Below are 18,088 nucleotides of genomic sequence, written 5' to 3' on the forward strand. Positions count from 1 at the left end.
CGCCGCCGCTTCGGCGTGCCCTTCTCTTGTGTGAGCGCTTTGCTGAACGGCTTTAGTGTTCCCGCTTTTTCTCGTCCTTTTCTAGGAGCTTCACCATGCCCTCGATCCTGGCTGTCTCCGGCAGCCCGTCGCCGACTTCCCGGACGGCCGCGGCCCTGGACCACGCTTCGGCGTGGCTGGCCTCGCACGGCCACAAGACCACGCACCTGGCCGTCCGCGACCTGCCGCCGGCCGACCTGCTCGCCGGCACGCGCGCCACCCTGGCCGTGCGCGAGGCGATAGCCGCCGTCGCCCAGGCCGACGGCGTCATCATCGCCACGCCCATCCACAAGGCCTCCTACACCGGCGTCCTGAAGGCGTTCCTGGACCTGCTGCCGGAGAACGCGCTGGCCGGCAAGGTCGTCCTGCCGGTGGCCACCGGCGGCACCGTCGGGCACCTGCTGGCCATCGACTACGCGCTGCGTCCGGTGCTCACCGCGCTGGGCGCCGACCACGTCGTGCCGGGCAGGTTCCTGCTGGACTCCGACATCGTCCGCGGCGAATCAGGGGACGCACACCTGGCCCCGGAGGCCGACCGGCGCCTGACCGACACCTTGGAGCGCTTCTCCGACGCCCTCGGCCTCTACGGGGTCCGCGAGCTGGCGGCGGTCGGGCGATGAGCGTCCTGACCACGGTCCCGTCCGCCCCCACCAGACGCGGGTTCCTCGGCCTGATCGGGACCGCCGCGCTGGCCGCCGGATGCGGCTCGTCCTCCGGCGGGTCGGCCAAGAAGACCACCCGATTGCGCTACCAGGGCTCGGCCGGCTCCATCACGCCGCCCGAACTGGCCGCCGATCTGGGATATCTGGGTCCTGTCACGCTGGACTGGGTCGGCAACACGATCAGCGGGCCCCAGGACATCCAGTCGGCGGCCACCGGCCAGACCGACTTCGGCGGGGCGTTCAACGGCGCGGTCGCCAAGCTCCATTCCGCAGGCGCCCCGATCACCGCCGTCATCAGCTACTACGGCGTCGACCAGTACTCCTACAACGGCTTCTACACCCTGAACGACAGCTCGATCACCTCCGCGCAGGGTCTGTTCGGCAAGAAGGTCGGGATGAACACTCTCGGCGCGCACCTCGAGGCGGTCCTGGACATCTACCTCGGTCGCAACGGCGTCTCCGCCGGCGACGTCAAGAAGGTCGAGCCGCTGGTGGTGCCGCCGGTCAACACCGAACAGTCGCTGCGCGCGCACCAGATCGACGTCGCCACACTCGGCGGCATCCTGCGCGACAAGGCCCTCGCCGACGGCGGAATCAAGGCCCTGTTCACCGACTACGACCTGCTCGGCACGTTCAGCGCCGGAACCTATGTGTTCCGCAACGACTTCCTGGCGAAGAACCCTGACACCGTCCACGCGTTCACCTCCGGAGTCGGCAAGGCGATCGAGTGGGCGCGCACCACGCCGCTGCCGGAGGTCGTCGACCGCTTCACCGCGATCATCAAGAAGCGTGGGCGGAACGAGGACGCCTCGACCCTGAAGTACTTCAAATCCTTCGGGATCGCCGGCACCGGCGGCGTCATCGCCGAGAAGGAGTTCGCCACCTGGATCACCTGGCTGGAACAGCAGGGCCAGATCCCCAAGGGCAAGGTCAAGGCGGCCGACGTCTACACCAACAAGTACAACTCCTTCGCGAAGGCGGGGAGCTGAGATGGCCGCGACCGGTACCGCGGAGAAGATCCGCATCGAGGCCGTCAGCAAGACCTTCGAGGTGCGCGGCGGCGAGACGTTCACCGCGCTGGACGACGTCACGCTGCACGTGGCGCCGGGGGAGTTCCTGGTCGTGGTGGGCCCCAGCGGCTGCGGGAAGTCGACGCTGCTGGACCTCATCAGCGGCCTGACCAAGCCCGGCACCGGCCGGATCCTGCTGGACGGCGCGCCGGTGGCCGGGCCCGCCCTGGACCGCGGCATCGTCTTCCAGCAGTACGCGCTGCTGCCGTGGCGCACCGCGCTGCGCAACGTCGAGTTCGCCCTGGAGGCGCAGCCGCGCCCGGACCGGCTCAACCGCAGGAACCGGGCCGAGCGCGCCCGGGAGTACCTGGACCTGGTCGGCTTGTCAGGGTTCGAGGACCGCTACCCGCACGAGCTGTCCGGCGGCATGCGCCAGCGCGTCGCGATCGCCCGGGCGTTGGTCGCCGACCCGGCCGTGCTGCTGATGGACGAGCCGTTCGCGGCCCTGGACGCCCAGACCCGCGACGGGCTCCAGGAGGAGCTGCTGCGGATCTGGCACAAGACCGGCACCACGATCGTGTTCATCACCCACGGCATCGACGAGGCGGTCTATCTCGGGCAGCGGGTCGCGGTGATGACCTCGCGGCCCGGGCGGATCAAGGAGATCGTCGATGTCCGCCTGGGGGACCGGGGAGCCGAGGACGACGTGCGCTCCAGCCCGGAGTTCGCCGCCCACCGCCACCGGGTCTGGAGTCTGCTGCGCGACGAGGTCACCGCCGTCAGGGAGGTCGTTTCCGTTGGCTGAGATACCGTTCACGCCGACCGTCCAGCTGCTCAAGCGGACGGTGCCGGCGCCGCTGACCAAGGCGGCCTCCGGGCTCGCGGCCCTGGGCAAGCGCACCGTCGCCATCGCCGCGTTCCTGGTGCTGTGGGAGGTCGCGCCGCGCGTGGGCCTGGTGGACCGCACCTTCCTGGTGCCGTTCTCCGAGGCCGTCAAAGCCCTGATAGAGCTGGCGAAGGACGGCCAGCTGTGGGACAACACCCGGGCCAGCCTGGTCCGCTCGCTGTCCGGCTTCCTCATCGCGATCGGTGTCGGCGTGCCGCTCGGGCTGCTGATCGGCTGGTACCGGCCGGTCGCCGAGATCCTCGGGCCGCTGCTGGAGCTGTTCCGCAACACCGCGGCCCTGGCCCTGCTGCCGGTGTTCATCCTGCTGCTGGGCATCGGCGAGACCTCGAAGATCGCCATCGTGGTCTACGCCTGCACCTGGCCCATCCTGCTGAACACGATCAGCGGCGTGCGCGACGTCGATCCGGTCCTGGTCAAGTCGGCGCGCTCGATGGCGCTGCCGGCGCACCGATTGTTCGCCAAGGTGATCCTGCCGGCCTGCATGCCGACCGTGTTCACCGGCATCCGGCTGGCCGGGGCGTCCTCGATCCTGGTCCTGGTCGCCGCCGAGATGGTCGGCGCCAAGGCGGGCCTGGGCTACCTGGTCAACGCCTCGCAGCAGAACTTCGCCATCCCCGACATGTACGCCGCGATCATCGCCATCGCGGTGCTCGGGCTGGTCTTCAACCACCTGCTGGTGCTGCTGGAGCGCCGGCTGACGCGCTGGCGCCCGGCGACCGGCGCCTGACCCCCTATCCGAGGACTGACATGACCGCCGACAAACGCCACCTGCACCTGAACGCCTTCCTCATGGCCCCCGGCCACCACGACGCCGCCTGGCGCCACCCGGCCAGCCAGCCGCACCGGGTCACCGACATCACCTACTTCCAGCAGCTCGCGCAGACCGCCGAGCGCGGCAAGTTCGACTCGATCTTCTTCGCCGACGGCCTGGCGCTGTGGGGCGGCCGGGCCGGGGGCAACGTCTCCGGCGGACTGGAGCCGCTGACCGTGCTCCCGGCGATCGCCGTGGCCACCCGGCACATCGGCCTGATCGCCACCGCCTCCACCACCTTCAACGAGCCCTTCCACCTGGCCCGTCGCTTCGCCTCGCTCGACCACGTCTCCGGGGGCCGGGCCGGCTGGAACATCGTCACCTCCGGCAGCGTCAACGAGGCCAACAACTTCAACCTGGACGAGCACATCGACCATGCCGTCCGCTACGAGCGCGCCGCGGAGTTCCTGGACGTCGCCACCCGGCTGTGGGACAGCTGGGCCGACGACGCGGTGGTGCTCGACAAGGCCGCCGGCGTGTACGCCGACCCCGAGCGGCTGCGCGAGATCGACCACGAAGGCTTGTTCTTCAAGGTGCGCGGGCCGCTCAACGTCCAGCGCTCGCCGCAGGGCTGGCCGCTGCTGGTCCAGGCCGGATCCTCCGAGGACGGCAAGGAATTCGCGGCCCGCTACGCCGAGGCCGTCTTCACCGCGCAGCAGACCCTGGCCGAGGCACAGCGCTTCGCCGCGGACGTCAAGGCGCGCGCCGCCGCCCACGGCCGCGAGGGCCTGCCGGTGATCCTGCCGGGCATCTGCCCGATCATCGGCGCCACCGAGGCCGCGGCCCGCGCGCTGGAGGACGAGCTCACCGAGCTCCAGGTCATCGACTACGGCCTGGGTCAGCTCTCGAACATGCTGAACGTCGACCTGGCCGGATACCGCCTGGACGAGCCGCTGCCCGAGGCGGCCCTGCCCACCGAGGATCAGGTCAACGGCAACAAGAGCCGCTTCACCCTGGTCGCCGAACTGGTCCGGGAGCGGCTGACCATCCGGCAGATCATCGCGCGACTCGGCGGCGGCCGCGGGCACCGCGTGGTGACCGGGACGCCCGAGCAGATCGCCGACGCGCTCGAGTCCTGGTTCCGCGCCGGGGCCGCTGACGGCTTCAACATCATGCCGCCGATCCTGCCGACCGGACTGGAGGACTTCGTCGACCACGTCGTGCCCGAACTCCAGCGCCGCGGGCTGTTCCGCACCGAATACAGCGGCACCACGCTGCGCGAGCACTACGGGCTGTCGCGGCCGGCCGACCAGTTCACCGAAGCTGCCGAACGCCTGCTCGTTTCCGCCTCTCAGCACTGAAGGGAAGATCCGCGATGACAACCACCCCGTCCGACTTCGACATCCGCCGCATAGGAGGCCGGATCGGCGCCGAGATCACCGGCGTCGACCTGGCCGGCGACATCGCCGAGGGCATCCTGAAGGAGGTCAAGGGCGCGCTGCTGGAGCACAAGGCCCTGGTGTTCCGTAATCAGAGCCTTGACGACGAAGGTCAGATCCGCTTCGCCTCGCAGTTCGGCGCCCTCACCACCGCGCACCCGACCGTCCCCGGCATCGCCGAGCAGCCGCGGATCCTGCCGGTGGACAGCGAGCGCGGAGCGGCGAACGTGTGGCACACGGACGTCACGTTCGTGCAGTCGCCGCCCAAGGCCTCGACGCTGCGCGGCATCGTGATCCCGCCCTACGGCGGCAACACCCTGATCGCCAACACCGCGGGCGCCTACCGCGACCTGCCCAAGCCGCTGCGCGACCTGGCCGACACGCTGTGGGCCGTGCACACCAACGACTACGACTACGCCGGCCCGCAGGCGAAGGACGACGACGAGCGCCGGCAGCAGTACCGCGACGTGTTCGTCTCCACGAAGTACCGCACCGCGCATCCGGTGGTCCGCGTGCACCCGGAGACCGGCGAGCGCGGCCTGTTCATCGGGGCGTTCGCACAGAGCATCGAGGGGCTGGGCACCACCGAGTCGAAGGACATCCTGCGCCTGCTCCAGGCCTACGTCACGCGGCCGGAGAACGTGCTGCGCGTGCAGTGGAACCCGGGCGACGTCGTGGTCTTCGACAACCGCATCACCCAGCACTACGCGCCGGACGACTACGACTCGCTGCCGCGGCGCCTGAACCGCGTCACCGTGGCCGGCGACGTGCCGATCGGCGTGGACGGCTCGTCCAGCCGCATCCTGGAGGGCGACGAGGCGGCGCACTACACCCCGGCGGCCGCGTCCTGAGCCGGCCAGCGGGGCGCTGAAAGCGGCCGGCCGGACGCGTGGGGGCGCCGGCCGGCCGCAGACGGACATTGCCTTGTCACCATCCGTTGACGTCAACGTCAACTGTTGCTAGTTTCCCGCATCACGGGCGGCGACGATCTCTTCGGCCCCCCGGCCTCGGCCGCCCGTGATGCCACCACCGCCTTGAACGACGGACGCAGTGTTTCGGCGTGCCGCGGCGATCCCGCGCGCGCCGAACCGCACGTCCGGTACGGAACGCCGGTCGCGACCCCGCGCGCCGGCGCGTTTCCCCCACATCGGAAGGAAGCACATGTTCCACGGTTCGTCTCAGCGGCGCCGGGTTGCCGCAGCCGTCGTCGGCTCTTCTCTGCTGGCTCTCGGTTCGGCGGTGGCCACCGACACCGCCTCCGCCGCGCCGGCCGCCTCGGCCTCGGCCGCGGCGCACGCCAACCGCGGCCACGGCTACATGCCGGACGTCGCCGACGCGCAGGCGGCGCGCGCGGCCACGCGGCACGGCTCCAAGACGCTCTCCTACGGCGGCGGTATAGACGGCATCGGCGTGATGGACGGCCAGCCCCAGGTCTACCTCGTGTTCTACGGGAACCAGTGGGGGACGCAGGGCACTGACTCCAAGGGCAACCTGACCTTCGGCAACGACCCCGACGCCGGCGCGCCGACCGCGCAGATGATGTTCAAGGGCATCGGCACCGGCGGCGAGCAGTGGTCCGGGACCATGACGCAGTACTGTGACGGCCCGCTGGTCGCCAAGGGCGCCACCAGCTGCCCGTCCGGCGCGGCGCACGTGCCCTACCCGAGCGGCGGTGCGGGCGTGCTGGCCGGCGTCTGGTACGACAACTCCGCGGCCTCCCCGCAGACCGCGTCGGGCCACCAGCTCGGCACCGAGGCACTGGCTGCGGCCCACCACTTCGGCAACACCACCGCCGCTTCGAACCGGCACGCGTACTACGTGATCCTGTCCCCGCACGGCACCAACCCCGACAGCTACCAGGGTGCCTACTGCGCCTGGCACGACTACAACGGTGACAGCACCCTGACCGGCGGCGCCGTCACCTCCGACGTCGGCGACTTCGCCTTCTCCAACCAGCCCTACAACATGGACTCCGGCGCCGGCTGCGGCGTGAACTTCCTGAACTCCGGCAGCACCGGCACCCTCGACGGTTGGACCATGACCCTGGGCCACGAGTACTCCGAGACCATCACCGACCAGAACCCGCCCGGCGGCTGGACGAACACCTCGAGCGGCCAGGAGAACGCTGACGAGTGCGCCTGGCTCAAGGGCGTGACCGGCGGCGCGGGCAACGTGCCGATGGGGAACGGCACGTACACCGAACAGGGGAGCTGGTCCAACGACACCAACAGCTGCGCGCTGACGCACGCGACGGTGAGCTGACCGGTACTGATGGAAAGCCGGGTCCCGCGGTCGTCGCGGGGCCCGGTCATCGCAGGGCCCCGTTATTCCGCGCCCGGCAGCCGATAGACCACCAGCGTCTGCTCCGGCCGCTCGGCGACATGGAACGCGGTGTGCGCCATGGTGATCACGCCGAGCCGCGGATGCCGGACGCGCTTGTGGCCCGCGCGGCTGAACTGGATGTCGTACAGCGGCCACCACTGCCGCATCTCGGGGCTCGCCTCCGTCAGGTCGGCGACGAGGCGGGTGACGCGCGGGTGGTCGGGGTGACGCCCGGCGATCGCGCGCAGCCGGGCCAGGATGTGGCGGGCCTCGGGCTCCCAGTCGAACAGCACCTCGCGGGCGGCGGGCTCGGTGAACATCCAGAGCACGACGTTGCCGTCGGGCTTCATGCCCTCGAACAGTTCCGCGGCTGCGTCGTTGAGCGCCAGGACGTCATAGCAGAGCCCTGTGACGTACGCCGGATTGGCGCCGAGCAGGGCCGGGACGCCCGCCACCTCCGGCGCGGCCTGCTCGAAGGCGTCCGGGTCGGGAACGCCCTGATCGGATGCGGCCCCTTCGGCGGCCAGGCGGTGCATGTGCTCCTGCTCGGCGCTGGTCATGTGCAGCGCGCGGGCCAGGGCGTCGAGCACCTGGGCTGAGGGGCGCACGTCCCGGCCCTGCTCGAGATACGTGAGCCAGGTCGCGCTGATACCGGCCAGCAGGGCCAATTCCTCGCGGCGCAGCCCGGGCGTCCGGCGGCGTCCGGTGATCGGCAGGCCCGCCCGCGCCGGGTCCGTGCGCTCCCGGCGGCTGCGCAGGAACGCGCCCAGCTCGACGCCCATCCTAGAACCTCCGATACCAGAATAAAGCGATTCTGGATACCACCGTAGCGTGCCGCCAGGCTTGTCTCATGCGAGCTTGGACTATTGCTTCTCAAGACGATGACCTGCGCCTGTCGGACGTTCCCGGGCCCACGCTTCAGGGCGGCGGCGTACTGGTGGAGGTACTCGCCGCACATATCCCGGAGTACACGAAGGCCGTGGTGAGCGGGAACCGCGGCGGACTGCCAGTCCCCCTGACCCTGGGCGTGGCCTGCATCGGGCGGGTCATCGACGTCGCGCCCGACGTCTTCCACCTCGCGCCGGGCGACATCGTGGTGGACACGGCGCTGCTCGACGCGGGCGACGGCGACGAGATCCTGGTGGGCTGGGTCGGCCTCGGCGGCTCCGGGGCCGGCAGCGGGCGCACCGACCGGATGCGGGAGGTGTGGCACGACGGCGTCTTCGCCGAGCAGGCGCTGTGCGCCAAGGAGACGCTGGTCAAGCTGCCCGGGGCGCAGGATCATCCGGACCCGGCCCGCCTGTCCTTCCTGCCGTGGCTGAGCATCGCCGCCGGCGGACTGCGCGCCGCGGGCCCGCTGACCGGCCGCGACGTCGCGGTGGTCGGCGCCACCGGCCAACTCGGCGGCGCGGCGGTGCTGGTGGCGCTGGCTCAGGGCGCGGCGACGGTGACGGCAGTGGGCCGCAACCAGGAGGCGCTGGAGCGGCTGGCCGGGCTCGGTCCGCGGGTGCGCGTCCACCGGCTGACCGGCGACCGGGCGAAGGACGCGGCGGGGATCGGTCCGGTGGACGTGGCCCTGGACGCCCTTGGCGCCACGCCGACGGCGGATGCGACCATGGCGGCCTATGACAGCCTGCGCGTGCGCGGCACCATGGTGTTGATCGGCGGGGTGCGCCAGAACCTCACCATCCCGTACGGGGACCTGATGCATCGCCGGATCACGCTGCGCGGCTCGTGGATGGCCGACGACGAGACGGTGGCCACGGTCTGGAACCTGATCCGCTCCGGGCTGCTGGACCTGTCCGTGCTCGAGCCGTTGACGGTCGGCCTGGACGATCCGGCAGCGGCCCTGGACCTGGCCGAGCGCACGTCAGGGCTCAGCTTTGTGACGCTGGTCCCGTAGGAACGACGCCAGTCAGGTGCTCGACCGACGCCACTGACTCGGCCGTCGTGCCGTTGAGCGTGGTGATCGCGCAGGACGGTACTCCCGTCGTGAGAAGGCTGCCGCTGATCGCCGCGTCGCCCAGCAGGGTGCGCAGCAGGTCCACGGTCACGCCGCCATGGGTGACGATGGCGGCGGGGCCGTCGGCGCCGAGGCTCTCGGCGGGGGCGCCGGCCTCGCCGACCTCGCCGACCTCGCGGACCAGCGCGAGCAACCGGTCGGCTGCGGCGTGCGAGGAGTCGCCGATGGAGGGGACGTATGCGCGGTCCTCGACCGTCCTGGCCCATTCGGCGCCGAAGTCCGCGAACGGCATCGTGCCGTCCCAGTTCATGCGTTCGATGGCGCGTCGGTCCTGGATCGGCTGAACGGCGACGGCGTCGGCGATGAGCTGTGCGGTCTGGCGCGAGCGTCGCAGCGGGCTGCAATAGACCCGGCGTATGCCGGTCCGCCGCGCCCACACTCCGGTGAGCGCGGCATGGGCACGTCCGAGCTCTGTGATTCCGGGGTCGCCCGGCTCCCGTAGCTTCTCGGCGTGCTGGATGAGGTAGACGTACATGCCGGCGACTGTTCCGCGTACGAGCAGCGCTCGTCCACGGCTTTTCCGGCCACGTACGACAACTGGAGCACTAACCGGCGCACTAGGCCGGGTAGCTGACGCCGATCTGAGCCCGCACCGCGTCCATCGTCCGCATCACCGCGAGCGTCTCCGACCACGGGGCCAGCGGGCTCTCCCGGAGCCCGGCGCGCAGGCAGCGCTGGGCTTCGATCGCCTCATGGACCATGCCCCGAGCTAGATACGGCTCCTGGATCCGTTGTGAGAGCTCGTTTCCGCGGTACACCGAGAACCCGGTCGGGGAGGTGAACCCGCGTCCGAACTCGATGCGGCCCTCGGTGCCGGCGATGGTCGCGCTCCAGGTGCCGTCGGCCGAGATCGAGCAGGTCAGGGCCGCGATGCCGCCGCCGGGGTGGACCAGCGTGACGGCGGTCGTGTCGTCGACGCCCTCCGGGGTCAGCGTGCCGACGGCCTGCACGGCGCTCGGGGCGCCGAAGACCAGCTGGGCGATCGCCAGCGGGTAGACGCCGAGGTCCAGCAGCGCGCCGCCGCCGAGTTCGGGGTTGCGCATGCGGTGCTCGGGGCCGCCGGTGAAGCTGACCGAGAAGTCGGAGGTGACCAGGCGCGGCTCGCCGATGGCGCCGGCGCGGACCATCTCGACCATGCGCAGGACGGCCGGGACGGTGCGCGTCCACATCGCCTCCATGAAGAAGACGCCCGCGGCCTCGGCGCGGCGGCACAGGTCCTCGGCCTGCGCGGCGTCCAGGGTGAGCGGCTTCTCGCACAGCACGGCCTTGCCGGCGTCCAGGCACAGGGCGGCCGCCGCGTGGTGCGCCGAGTGCGGGGTGGCGACGTAGACGATGTCGACCTCGGGGTCCGCGGCCAGCTCGGCCCAGGAGCCGTGGGCGCGGGGGATGCCGTGGCGGTCGGCGAAGGCTTGCGCCGCGCCAAGCGTCCGCGACCCGACTGCCACGACTTCGGCGTCGTCGAGAGTCTGCAGGTCGGCGGTGAAGGTGGCGGCGATACCGCCGGTCGCCAGGATGCCCCAACGGATCTTGTTCTGCGTCACCGCGTCAGCATAGCCGCGTGCCGGAGCCGGCCCCCGAGACGATCAGATCTCGGAAAGCCGGCTCCGGACTCACTGCCCGTCGAAGGACGTCACGGACGTCACGGACGTCACGGGTAGCTGACGATGTCCGAAGGGCCGCCGAACGCCGAGCTCACCGCCTTCCCGGTCCCGTTGACGACCGAGTCGATGCCGCCGGAGCCGTTCAGGAACACGCTCAGCAGGTCGTGCAGCTGCACCCCGGAGGTCTGCGGCACCTGGAACGCCATCGCGTTGTGGATGTCCACCCCCTGGTCGAAGTAGCTGTAGCTGCCCAAGCCGTAGCCCTGGAAGGAGGACACCGAGTTCGGGATGTACAGCGCCGGGTACCCCTTCTGCGACGCGGAGGCCATCCACGAGGCCTGGTTGGGCACCTCGTAGGGGTTCTCGTTCTGGAAGAAGATCACGGTGCCGTTCTGGCCGTTCCAGTCGACCTCGTTCTGCTGGAAGTGCTCGACCGCCAGGCCGTAGGACGTGACGTTGTTCCCGTTCACGATCAGGCCGGTCGGGCTCTGGTCGCCGGTCCACGTGCCGGCACCCGCGCCGTGGTCCGCGCGCCAGATCCAGACGTCGTCCAGCAGCGAGTCGTTGCTGTCGTCGATCAACGGTGTGGTGACCGAGCCCGCGGTCGCCCCGCCGACGCGGAAGAACACGTCGTCCAGGGTCACCGGGTCGGTGTTGTGGCGCGTCGTGGAGCCCGCGGTGCCGACCTGCAGGAGCGCCGGCGAGGTGGTCGTCCCGGCGTCGAAGATCAGGCCGCTGACGGTCACGCCGCTCACGTCCGCGATGCTCAGCGTCGTGTTACCTCCGGACGGGACCAGCGTGGCGAAGCCCAGGCCGACGATCTGGGTGTCCGGGTGGGTCACGGTGATGGTCGACGGGATGCTGTAGACACCCGGCGTGAACAGCAGGTTGTCGCCGGCGCCCAGGGCCGCGTTGATCTGGGCCGCGGTGGCCGAGGGCTGCACTACGAAGAACGTGTTCAGTGACAGCGACTTGCCCGGGGTCTGGCCGCTGGTCCAGGTGGGGCCGTTGGAGTTCGTCGCCAGCGAGGGCACGAACACGTTGTAGTTCCCGCCGGAGTCCTGGTACAAGTACGGCGCCTCGCGCGTGACCGGGCAGGACCCGAGCGTGGTGTACGGGTTCGGACCGCCGGACAGGCCGGAGTTGGACGCGAAGCTCTGCGCCGGCGCGCCCGGGTCGCCGCAGAACACCTGGTTCCAGACCCCGTTGCTCCAGCCGTCCAGGGCGGAGTTCCGGGTGATGTACTGCTGCTGGGAGCCGTTGGTGACGGTGCCGCCGGTGAACTGCGAGTCGGCGATGAAGCCGCCGCTGGCGTAGCCGGGGCCGCCCACGCAGTAGTCCATCAGGCTCACGTTGCCGTTGATGTGCACCCGGCGCATCGGAGCGGCCTGCGACACCGCCCAGAAGTCGTCACCGTTCTGGCACCCGGACATGCCCATGACGTTGATCGTCAGGTTGGTCAGCGACCGCCAGAAGTTCGTGGTGGCGTTGCAGGTGCTGCCGGAGCACTGGTTGTAGGAGTCGACGGTGCCGTTGATGACGACGTCGCCGGGGTTCTGCCCGAGCCCGGCGACGGCCTCGTAGAAGCCGACCGTGAAGATCAGCGGGCTGGCCGCCGAACCGTACGTCCCGGGCTGGAACAGCAGTTCGTACCGGCCGGTCCCGAACTCGCTGGGGACCTGCTGGTTGGAGATCGCGTTCAGCTGGGACTGGATCGAGGACTGGGACATCGACGGGTTGAACACGATCACGTTGGAGCCCAGGGAGCCGCCGGTCGGGGGCGGGGGAGTGCCGCCTCCTCCGTTGCTACCACCGTAGACGTCGAACTCCCACAGGGAGTAGCCGTAGCCCGTGTTACGTGCGGTGCCGTACATCCGGATGTAACGACCGGAGCCGGACACGGTGAGCGTTTCGTTACCGCCCGGACCCGACGTCGTGGAGTAGATCGTGGTCCAGTTCGTCGCGTCGTTCGAGGTCTGGATCTGGTAGGCCTTGCCCGAGGCGGTCTCCCAGTTCAGGACGACTTCACAGATGTTCTGGGTGCCGCCCAGGTCCACCTGGAGCCACTGGGGGTCGGAGAACTGCGACGACCAGCGCGTGCCGGTGTTGCCGTCCACGGCGGCGGAAGTGGGGAAGGCCCCACTTTCCACCGACGACGCTGTCGCGGTCTTGTTCAAGGCCAGATTCGTGCCGGTGTCGCAACTGGACGCCGCCGCCGGCCGTGCGCCGAACGACGGCACGGACAACGCCGCCAGCAGCAGCGCGAGTACAACGAACAATGCGGCCCGTGGCCGGGCCTGAGTGCTACTCAATGTGCTCTCCAAGGCGTGGGGTTTGCGAACCGAAGAGAGCGCCCTCGGGTCCTAAAAGTGGCGCACGCGTTACCTACTGTCAATACGGAGCCGGTTCCGGAACTGGTTTCGGAACCGCTACCGAAACCAGTTCCGGAACCGGTTCCCCCTTGACACCCACCAGCAGAGGGCTGACGATTCAGGACCGAAGGGGCGCCCTCCCCGCACGGTTCACCGCACCGCAGCCACCCGCGTAGGAGGGTCATGATCCCCGCACGAAGATTTTCACGGAGATACAGATCGTCGGCATTATTGCTGGTCCTGGCCATGATGCTGGCCGTCCTGTCCGTACCGTCGCTGGGGGCGGGGCGGGCCCGGGCGGCCGGCTGCGACACCGGCACGAATCTGGCCTTGAACAAGACCGCGACAGCGTCGTCGGTGGAAAGTGGGGCCTTCCCCACTTCCGCCGCCGTGGACGGCAACACCGGCACGCGCTGGTCGTCGCAGTTCTCCGACCCCCAGTGGCTCCAGGTGGACCTGGGCGGCACCCAGAACATCTGTGAAGTCGTCCTGAACTGGGAGACCGCCTCGGGCAAGGCCTACCAGATCCAGACCTCGAACGACGCCACGAACTGGACCACGATCTACTCCACGACCACCGGCCCCGGCGGCACCGAGACGTTGAACGTGTCCGGCTCTGGTCGTTACATCCGTATGTACGGCACGGCGCGCAATACCGGCTACGGCTACTCGCTGTGGGAGTTCAGCGTCTACGGCGGTGGTGGCGGCACCCCGCCGCCGCCGAACTGGAACCTGGTCTGGCAGGACACCTTCGGTGGTACCTCCGGCACGGCCCCTTCCTCGGCCAACTGGATCGAGGACACCGGCCACAACTCCGCGGGCGGTCCGGCGGACTGGGGCACCGGTGAGGTGGAGTCGGCGTCGTCGTCGACCGCAAACGTTTCCGTGGACGGCAACGGCCACCTGAACATCACCGCCCTCGAAGACGGCTCCGGGAACTGGACCTCGGGACGCATCGAGACCCAGCGCTCGGACTTCGCCGCACCGGCCGGCGGCATGTTGGAGGTCACCGCGAGCATCAAGCAGCCGAACGTCGCCAACCCGGCCGGCTACTGGCCCGCGTTCTGGGCACTGGGCAGCGGTTCGCGGACCGGGGCGGGCACGTGGCCGGCCATCGGCGAGACCGACATCATGGAGAACGTCAACGGCCATGCGACCACGTCCTCGGGCCTGCACTGCGGCGTCGCGCCGAACGGTCCGTGCAACGAGTACAGCGGCCGTGGCAGTGGTCTGCGCACCTGCACCGGCTGCCTGAGCGGGTACCACACCTACACCGAGGTCATCGACCGGACGCAGTCCGACGAGCAGATCCGCTTCTCGGTGGACGGCCAGGTCACCTGGACCGTCAGCGAAAGCCAGGTGGGTGTCACGACGTGGCAGAACGCGGTGGACCACGGTTTCTTCCTGATCCTGGACCTGGCGATCGGCGGCTCCTGGCCGAACGCCGACTGCGGCTGCACGTCCCCGACCGCGGCGACCACCTCCGGCGGCCAGCTGAGCGTCGGACCGGTCGCCGTCTACACCACCACCGGCCCGGCCCCGACTCCGCTGCAGCCGCCACCCGCAGCGACCGGGTCCAACGTCGTGAAGGTCACCGGCAGCCAGGGGAACTGGGCTCTGACCGTGAACGGTGCGCCGTACCAGGTCAAGGGTGTGACCTGGGGCCCGGGCAACCAGGCCGGCGACGGCTACCTCGCCGACGCTGCCTCGATGGGTGTCAACACCATCCGGACCTGGGGCACGGACGCCACCTCCCAACCGCTGCTGGACGCGGCGGCGGCCCGGGGCATCAGGGTCGTCAACGGCTTCTGGTTGAATCAGGGAGCTGACTATCTCAACGACACGACCTACAAGACCAACACCCTGAACACCATCAAACAGTTCGTCACACAGTACAAGGACCATCCAGCCACGCTGATGTGGGACGTGGGGAACGAGGTCATCCTCACCTCGCAGAACTACACCTATCCCAACGGCGCCACGGTCGAACAGGAGCGCGTCGCCTACGCGCAGTACGTGGAGCAGGTCACCGAGGCGATCCACGCCATCGACCCCAACCACCCGGTCACCTCGACGGACGCCTGGACCGGCGCCTGGCCGTACTACAAGCAGTACACGCCGAGCCTGGACCTGCTGGCCGTGAACTCCTACGGCTCGGTGTGCAACGTGAACACCGACTGGGTCAACGGCGGGTACACGAAGCCGTACATCGTCACCGAGTCCGGCGACCCCGGCGAGTGGGAGGTGCCCAACGACGCCAACGGTGTGCCGAACGAGCCCACCGACCAGCAGCAGCGCGACGGCTACACCAGCGCGTGGAACTGCATCGCCGGGCATCCCGGGGTCTCCTTCGGCGGCACGCTGTTCAACTACGGCGTGGAGAACGACTTCGGCGGCGTCTGGTTCAACCTGCTCACCGGCGGCTGGCGGCGGCTGTCGTACTACGCGGTCAAACAAGCGTTCACCGGACAGGCGCAGACGAACACGCCGCCCGAGATCACGTCGATGACGCTGAGCAACACCGCGAGCGTGCCGGCCGGCGGCCAGTTCACCGTGAACGTCGCGGCGAACAACCCGACCGGGGACGCCCTGAGCTACAACGTGGCGCTGTCGAGCAAGTACGTGAACAGCGCCACTGCGTTGCAGTCCCCGTCCAGCTACACCCAGACCGGTCCCGGCGCGTTCACCATCACCGCCCCGCAGACGCTCGGTGTGTGGAAGGTGTACGTGTACGTCTACGACCAGCACGGCGGGGTCGGCATCCAGTCCGAGTCGTTCCGCGTGGTCGCGCCACCGGTGGCCGGCACCAACGTGGCGCTCGGCAAGCCGACCACGGCGTCCTCGTTCCAGGCCGCGGCCAATGGCCAGACCTACGTCGCGGGCAACGCCACCGACGGCAACTGGACCACGCGCTGGGCCAGTGACTGGAGCGATCCGCAGTGGATCCAGGTCGACCTCGGCCAGAGCACCGCGATCAAGCACATCCAGCTGGGGTGGGAGTCGGCGTACGCCAAGGCCTACCAGATCCAGGTGTCGAACGACGGGACGAACTGGACCACGGTCTACAGCACCACGACCGGCGCGGGCGGCGTCGAGACGTTCGACGTCTCGGGGACCGGCCGCTACGTGCGCATGTACGGCACGGCGCGCGGGACTACGTACGGCTATTCGCTCTACGAGTTCGGCGTCTACGCCTGATCTAGTCCGCCATGGATTCACGGAGTATGAGGTGCCTGGCCGCGGGTGGTTGCCTGCGGCCAGGCACTTGTCGTCTGTCTCAGCCGATGGTCACGAGTCCGTCGGCGAGTGCGGAGGAGCCGAACGGCGCCGACAGCGCGGCGACTCGAGCCAGGACGGCTGTGGCCTCGTCACCGGTGAGCGGCCGCACGTCGTTGTCCTGGCCGCGGCGGACCGGATGGAGCTCGACGCCTCGCAGACGGCGGTCATCGACATGGCAGCGCAGGACGAGGCCGTCGAGATGGCGGCCGGCCATCGCGGGCCAGTCGAAGACGAAGTTCCCGAGGCTGTAGAAGATCGGCCGGCCGCGGTACAGCTCGACGCCCTGAAGGGTGTGAGGACCGTGGCCCATGACCAGGTCCGCACCCGCGTCGACGGCAGCGCGGCCGATCGCCTGCTGATAGTCGCACACGGCGTCGCCGGCCACGCCCCAGTGGCAGGACAGGACCAGGACGTCGCATCGAGCCCGCAGCGCCTCCACGTCCCGCACCATGGTGGCCAGCTCGTGGGGGATCGGTTCGGTCAGGACGCGGGGCGCCCGGCCGGGAACCTCGGCCGACCGCAGGTCGGGCACGTAGGACGTCGAGGCGCGCAGGCTCGCCACGCCGGCGGTGTGGATCCCGGCGGCCATCCCGAACGGCCAGCAGATGGAGGTGTAGGCCAGGAACCCGAACCGGGTGCCGTCGCGTTCGAGCACGACGGGCTTGTGCGCGTCGTGGAGGTCGGTGCCGGCACCGCAGTGCGCGATGCCGGCGCTGTCGAGCGTGGCGAGGCCTTCCAGCATCGCCGGCGGCGGGAAGGTGACGTTGTTGGCCACGCTGACCGCGTCGATACCGGCTGCGACCAGACCTTTGACCATCTCCGGCGCGGAGTGGCGCCAGTTCGGCTTGTGCGCGATGTCAGGGGCCTGCGGGTCGCTTCCGGGGCCGCACAACACGCCTTCGAGGTTGACGAACCGCACATCGGCGGGTGCCAACAGGTCCAGCACGTGTGTGAAGGCGGACGCGGGATCGGCGCGTTCCTGCAGGTTGACGTCACCGGCCAGCATCAAGATCTGCGACATGACATGACGCTATCGCAGGGGTGCTCGGCCAGCTCTCGAACTCGTGATCGGCGATTCCTCGGACGAACCGCGCCGACCAGGGCCGCCTCACGTCACAGCAGCCCCGCCAGCCGATACAGCACCAGCGAACCGGCCACCGCGACGTTGAGGCTGGCCCCGGTCCCGATCATCGGGATCTCGACCGCCACGTCCAGCAGCTCCACGGCCTCCGGCGGGATGCCGTCGCGCTCGTGCCCGAGTACAAGGACGGTGCGGTTGCGTGCGGCCGGCAGGTCGGCGAGGCGGACCGCCTCGTCGGCGAGTTCGGCGCCGACGACGCTGGTGTCCTCGCGCGCCTGCTGCCGGGTCAGCCAGGTGAGCTGGTCGCCGGTCCAGTGCACGCACGCGGGTTTTCGCAGGGTGTTGCCGCGCGCCAGGGCCTCGGGCACCCACCGCAGCCTCGGCACGGCCAGGCACGCCCCGACCGCGTCGCAGGTGCGCAGCAGGGTGCCGAGGTTGGCCTCGTGCATGGGCCACAGGGGTGCGGCGATGAGGTGGTCCCAGCAGCTGTGGGAGCGGCGGCGGCGTTCGGTGCGCAGATCGCGGGGGGACTTCACCCGCACGGCGGACGCGGTCACCAGGTGGGCTTCTGCGGCTCCGGCAGAGAGATCATCGGGGTCATC

General features: G+C 69.9%; 15 protein-coding genes. 9 read left to right on the forward strand and 6 right to left on the reverse strand.

Annotated elements, in window-relative coordinates; all coding sequences use genetic code 11:
* Window positions 1–95: 95 nt before the first annotated feature.
* The 7 genes from ssuE to ABH926_RS17910 all read left to right on the forward strand — a co-directional run bounded on the left by ssuE (window position 96) and on the right by ABH926_RS17910 (window position 7,070).
* Window positions 96–659, forward strand: coding sequence for an NADPH-dependent FMN reductase (gene ssuE / locus ABH926_RS17880; protein ID WP_370366777.1), 564 nt, complete (start codon window positions 96–98; stop codon window positions 657–659).
* On the forward strand, window positions 656–1,690 hold the full coding sequence (locus ABH926_RS17885; protein WP_370366778.1) for an ABC transporter substrate-binding protein: 1,035 nt from the start codon (window positions 656–658) through the stop codon (window positions 1,688–1,690). Before ssuE ends, ABH926_RS17885 begins: the two co-directional genes overlap by 4 nt.
* A 1-nt stretch (window position 1,691) precedes the next feature.
* Window positions 1,692–2,516, forward strand: a complete 825-nt coding sequence (locus ABH926_RS17890) for an ABC transporter ATP-binding protein (RefSeq protein WP_370366779.1) — start codon at window positions 1,692–1,694, stop codon at window positions 2,514–2,516.
* The gene (locus ABH926_RS17895; protein WP_370366780.1) at window positions 2,509–3,345 is read left to right on the forward strand and encodes an ABC transporter permease; all 837 of its coding nucleotides are present in this window, start codon (window positions 2,509–2,511) and stop codon (window positions 3,343–3,345) included. The genes ABH926_RS17890 and ABH926_RS17895 overlap by 8 nt, the downstream gene beginning before the upstream one ends.
* A gap of 20 nt (window positions 3,346–3,365) precedes the next feature.
* Window positions 3,366–4,730 (forward strand): LLM class flavin-dependent oxidoreductase, encoded by a 1,365-nt coding sequence (locus tag ABH926_RS17900; RefSeq protein WP_370366781.1) that lies wholly within the window; start codon window positions 3,366–3,368, stop codon window positions 4,728–4,730.
* A 14-nt stretch (window positions 4,731–4,744) separates the two neighbouring features.
* A complete protein-coding gene (locus tag ABH926_RS17905; RefSeq protein ID WP_370366782.1) occupies window positions 4,745–5,659 on the forward strand; it encodes a TauD/TfdA dioxygenase family protein in 915 nt (304 codons plus the stop codon).
* A 310-nt stretch (window positions 5,660–5,969) separates the two neighbouring features.
* Window positions 5,970–7,070, forward strand: a complete 1,101-nt coding sequence (locus ABH926_RS17910; protein ID WP_370366783.1) for a hypothetical protein — start codon at window positions 5,970–5,972, stop codon at window positions 7,068–7,070.
* A gap of 62 nt (window positions 7,071–7,132) precedes the next feature.
* On the opposite strand, the gene ABH926_RS17915 is transcribed toward ABH926_RS17910, so the two are convergent.
* Window positions 7,133–7,912 (reverse strand): helix-turn-helix transcriptional regulator, encoded by a 780-nt coding sequence (locus ABH926_RS17915; RefSeq protein WP_370366784.1) that lies wholly within the window; start codon window positions 7,910–7,912, stop codon window positions 7,133–7,135.
* A 68-nt stretch (window positions 7,913–7,980) separates the two neighbouring features.
* Between ABH926_RS17915 and ABH926_RS17920 the strand changes: the two genes are divergently transcribed.
* A complete protein-coding gene (locus tag ABH926_RS17920; RefSeq protein WP_370366785.1) occupies window positions 7,981–9,033 on the forward strand; it encodes a zinc-binding dehydrogenase in 1,053 nt (350 codons plus the stop codon).
* On the opposite strand, the gene ABH926_RS17925 is transcribed toward ABH926_RS17920, so the two are convergent.
* The 3 genes from ABH926_RS17925 to ABH926_RS17935 form a co-directional block, all read right to left on the reverse strand.
* Window positions 9,008–9,628, reverse strand: coding sequence for a histidine phosphatase family protein (locus ABH926_RS17925; protein WP_370366786.1), 621 nt, complete (start codon window positions 9,626–9,628; stop codon window positions 9,008–9,010). The genes ABH926_RS17920 and ABH926_RS17925 overlap by 26 nt on opposite strands.
* An 82-nt stretch (window positions 9,629–9,710) precedes the next feature.
* Window positions 9,711–10,694 carry a Gfo/Idh/MocA family protein gene (locus ABH926_RS17930; protein WP_370366787.1) on the reverse strand — a complete coding sequence of 328 codons (984 nt, stop codon included), beginning with the start codon at window positions 10,692–10,694 and terminating at the stop codon, window positions 9,711–9,713.
* Window positions 10,695–10,801: 107 nt separating this feature from the next.
* The gene (locus tag ABH926_RS17935; protein WP_370366788.1) at window positions 10,802–13,066 is read right to left on the reverse strand and encodes a discoidin domain-containing protein; all 2,265 of its coding nucleotides are present in this window, start codon (window positions 13,064–13,066) and stop codon (window positions 10,802–10,804) included.
* A 243-nt stretch (window positions 13,067–13,309) separates the two neighbouring features.
* Here ABH926_RS17935 and ABH926_RS17940 point away from each other — a divergent pair, with 243 nt between their 5' ends.
* Window positions 13,310–16,324, forward strand: a complete 3,015-nt coding sequence (locus ABH926_RS17940) for a discoidin domain-containing protein (protein ID WP_370366789.1) — start codon at window positions 13,310–13,312, stop codon at window positions 16,322–16,324.
* A gap of 79 nt (window positions 16,325–16,403) precedes the next feature.
* Here ABH926_RS17940 and ABH926_RS17945 read toward each other — a convergent pair whose 3' ends face one another.
* The gene (locus tag ABH926_RS17945) at window positions 16,404–17,426 is read right to left on the reverse strand and encodes a CapA family protein (RefSeq protein WP_370366790.1); all 1,023 of its coding nucleotides are present in this window, start codon (window positions 17,424–17,426) and stop codon (window positions 16,404–16,406) included.
* Window positions 17,427–17,518: 92 nt separating this feature from the next.
* Complete coding sequence (locus ABH926_RS17950; RefSeq protein ID WP_370366791.1) at window positions 17,519–18,043, reverse strand: TrmH family RNA methyltransferase; 525 nt, start codon at window positions 18,041–18,043, stop codon at window positions 17,519–17,521.
* Window positions 18,044–18,088: the final 45 nt, after the last annotated feature.

The organism is Catenulispora sp. GP43, from assembly GCF_041260665.1.
Taxonomy (GTDB): domain Bacteria; phylum Actinomycetota; class Actinomycetes; order Streptomycetales; family Catenulisporaceae; genus Catenulispora.

What these genes read in the sequence shown, in the direction of transcription:
- ssuE (WP_370366777.1), top strand. Translation starts at nt 96, where the DNA reads ATGCCCTCGATCCTGGCTGTCTCCGGCAGCCCGTCGCCGACTTCCCGG.
- ABH926_RS17885 (WP_370366778.1), top strand. Translation starts at nt 656, where the DNA reads ATGAGCGTCCTGACCACGGTCCCGTCCGCCCCCACCAGACGCGGGTTC.
- ABH926_RS17890 (WP_370366779.1), top strand. Translation starts at nt 1,692, where the DNA reads ATGGCCGCGACCGGTACCGCGGAGAAGATCCGCATCGAGGCCGTCAGC.
- ABH926_RS17900 (WP_370366781.1), top strand. Translation starts at nt 3,366, where the DNA reads ATGACCGCCGACAAACGCCACCTGCACCTGAACGCCTTCCTCATGGCC.
- ABH926_RS17905 (WP_370366782.1), top strand. Translation starts at nt 4,745, where the DNA reads ATGACAACCACCCCGTCCGACTTCGACATCCGCCGCATAGGAGGCCGG.
- ABH926_RS17910 (WP_370366783.1), top strand. Translation starts at nt 5,970, where the DNA reads ATGTTCCACGGTTCGTCTCAGCGGCGCCGGGTTGCCGCAGCCGTCGTC.
- ABH926_RS17915 (WP_370366784.1), bottom strand. Translation starts at nt 7,912, where the DNA reads ATGGGCGTCGAGCTGGGCGCGTTCCTGCGCAGCCGCCGGGAGCGCACG.
- ABH926_RS17920 (WP_370366785.1), top strand. Translation starts at nt 7,981, where the DNA reads ATGCGAGCTTGGACTATTGCTTCTCAAGACGATGACCTGCGCCTGTCG.
- ABH926_RS17925 (WP_370366786.1), bottom strand. Translation starts at nt 9,628, where the DNA reads ATGTACGTCTACCTCATCCAGCACGCCGAGAAGCTACGGGAGCCGGGC.
- ABH926_RS17940 (WP_370366789.1), top strand. Translation starts at nt 13,310, where the DNA reads ATGATCCCCGCACGAAGATTTTCACGGAGATACAGATCGTCGGCATTA.
- ABH926_RS17945 (WP_370366790.1), bottom strand. Translation starts at nt 17,426, where the DNA reads ATGTCGCAGATCTTGATGCTGGCCGGTGACGTCAACCTGCAGGAACGC.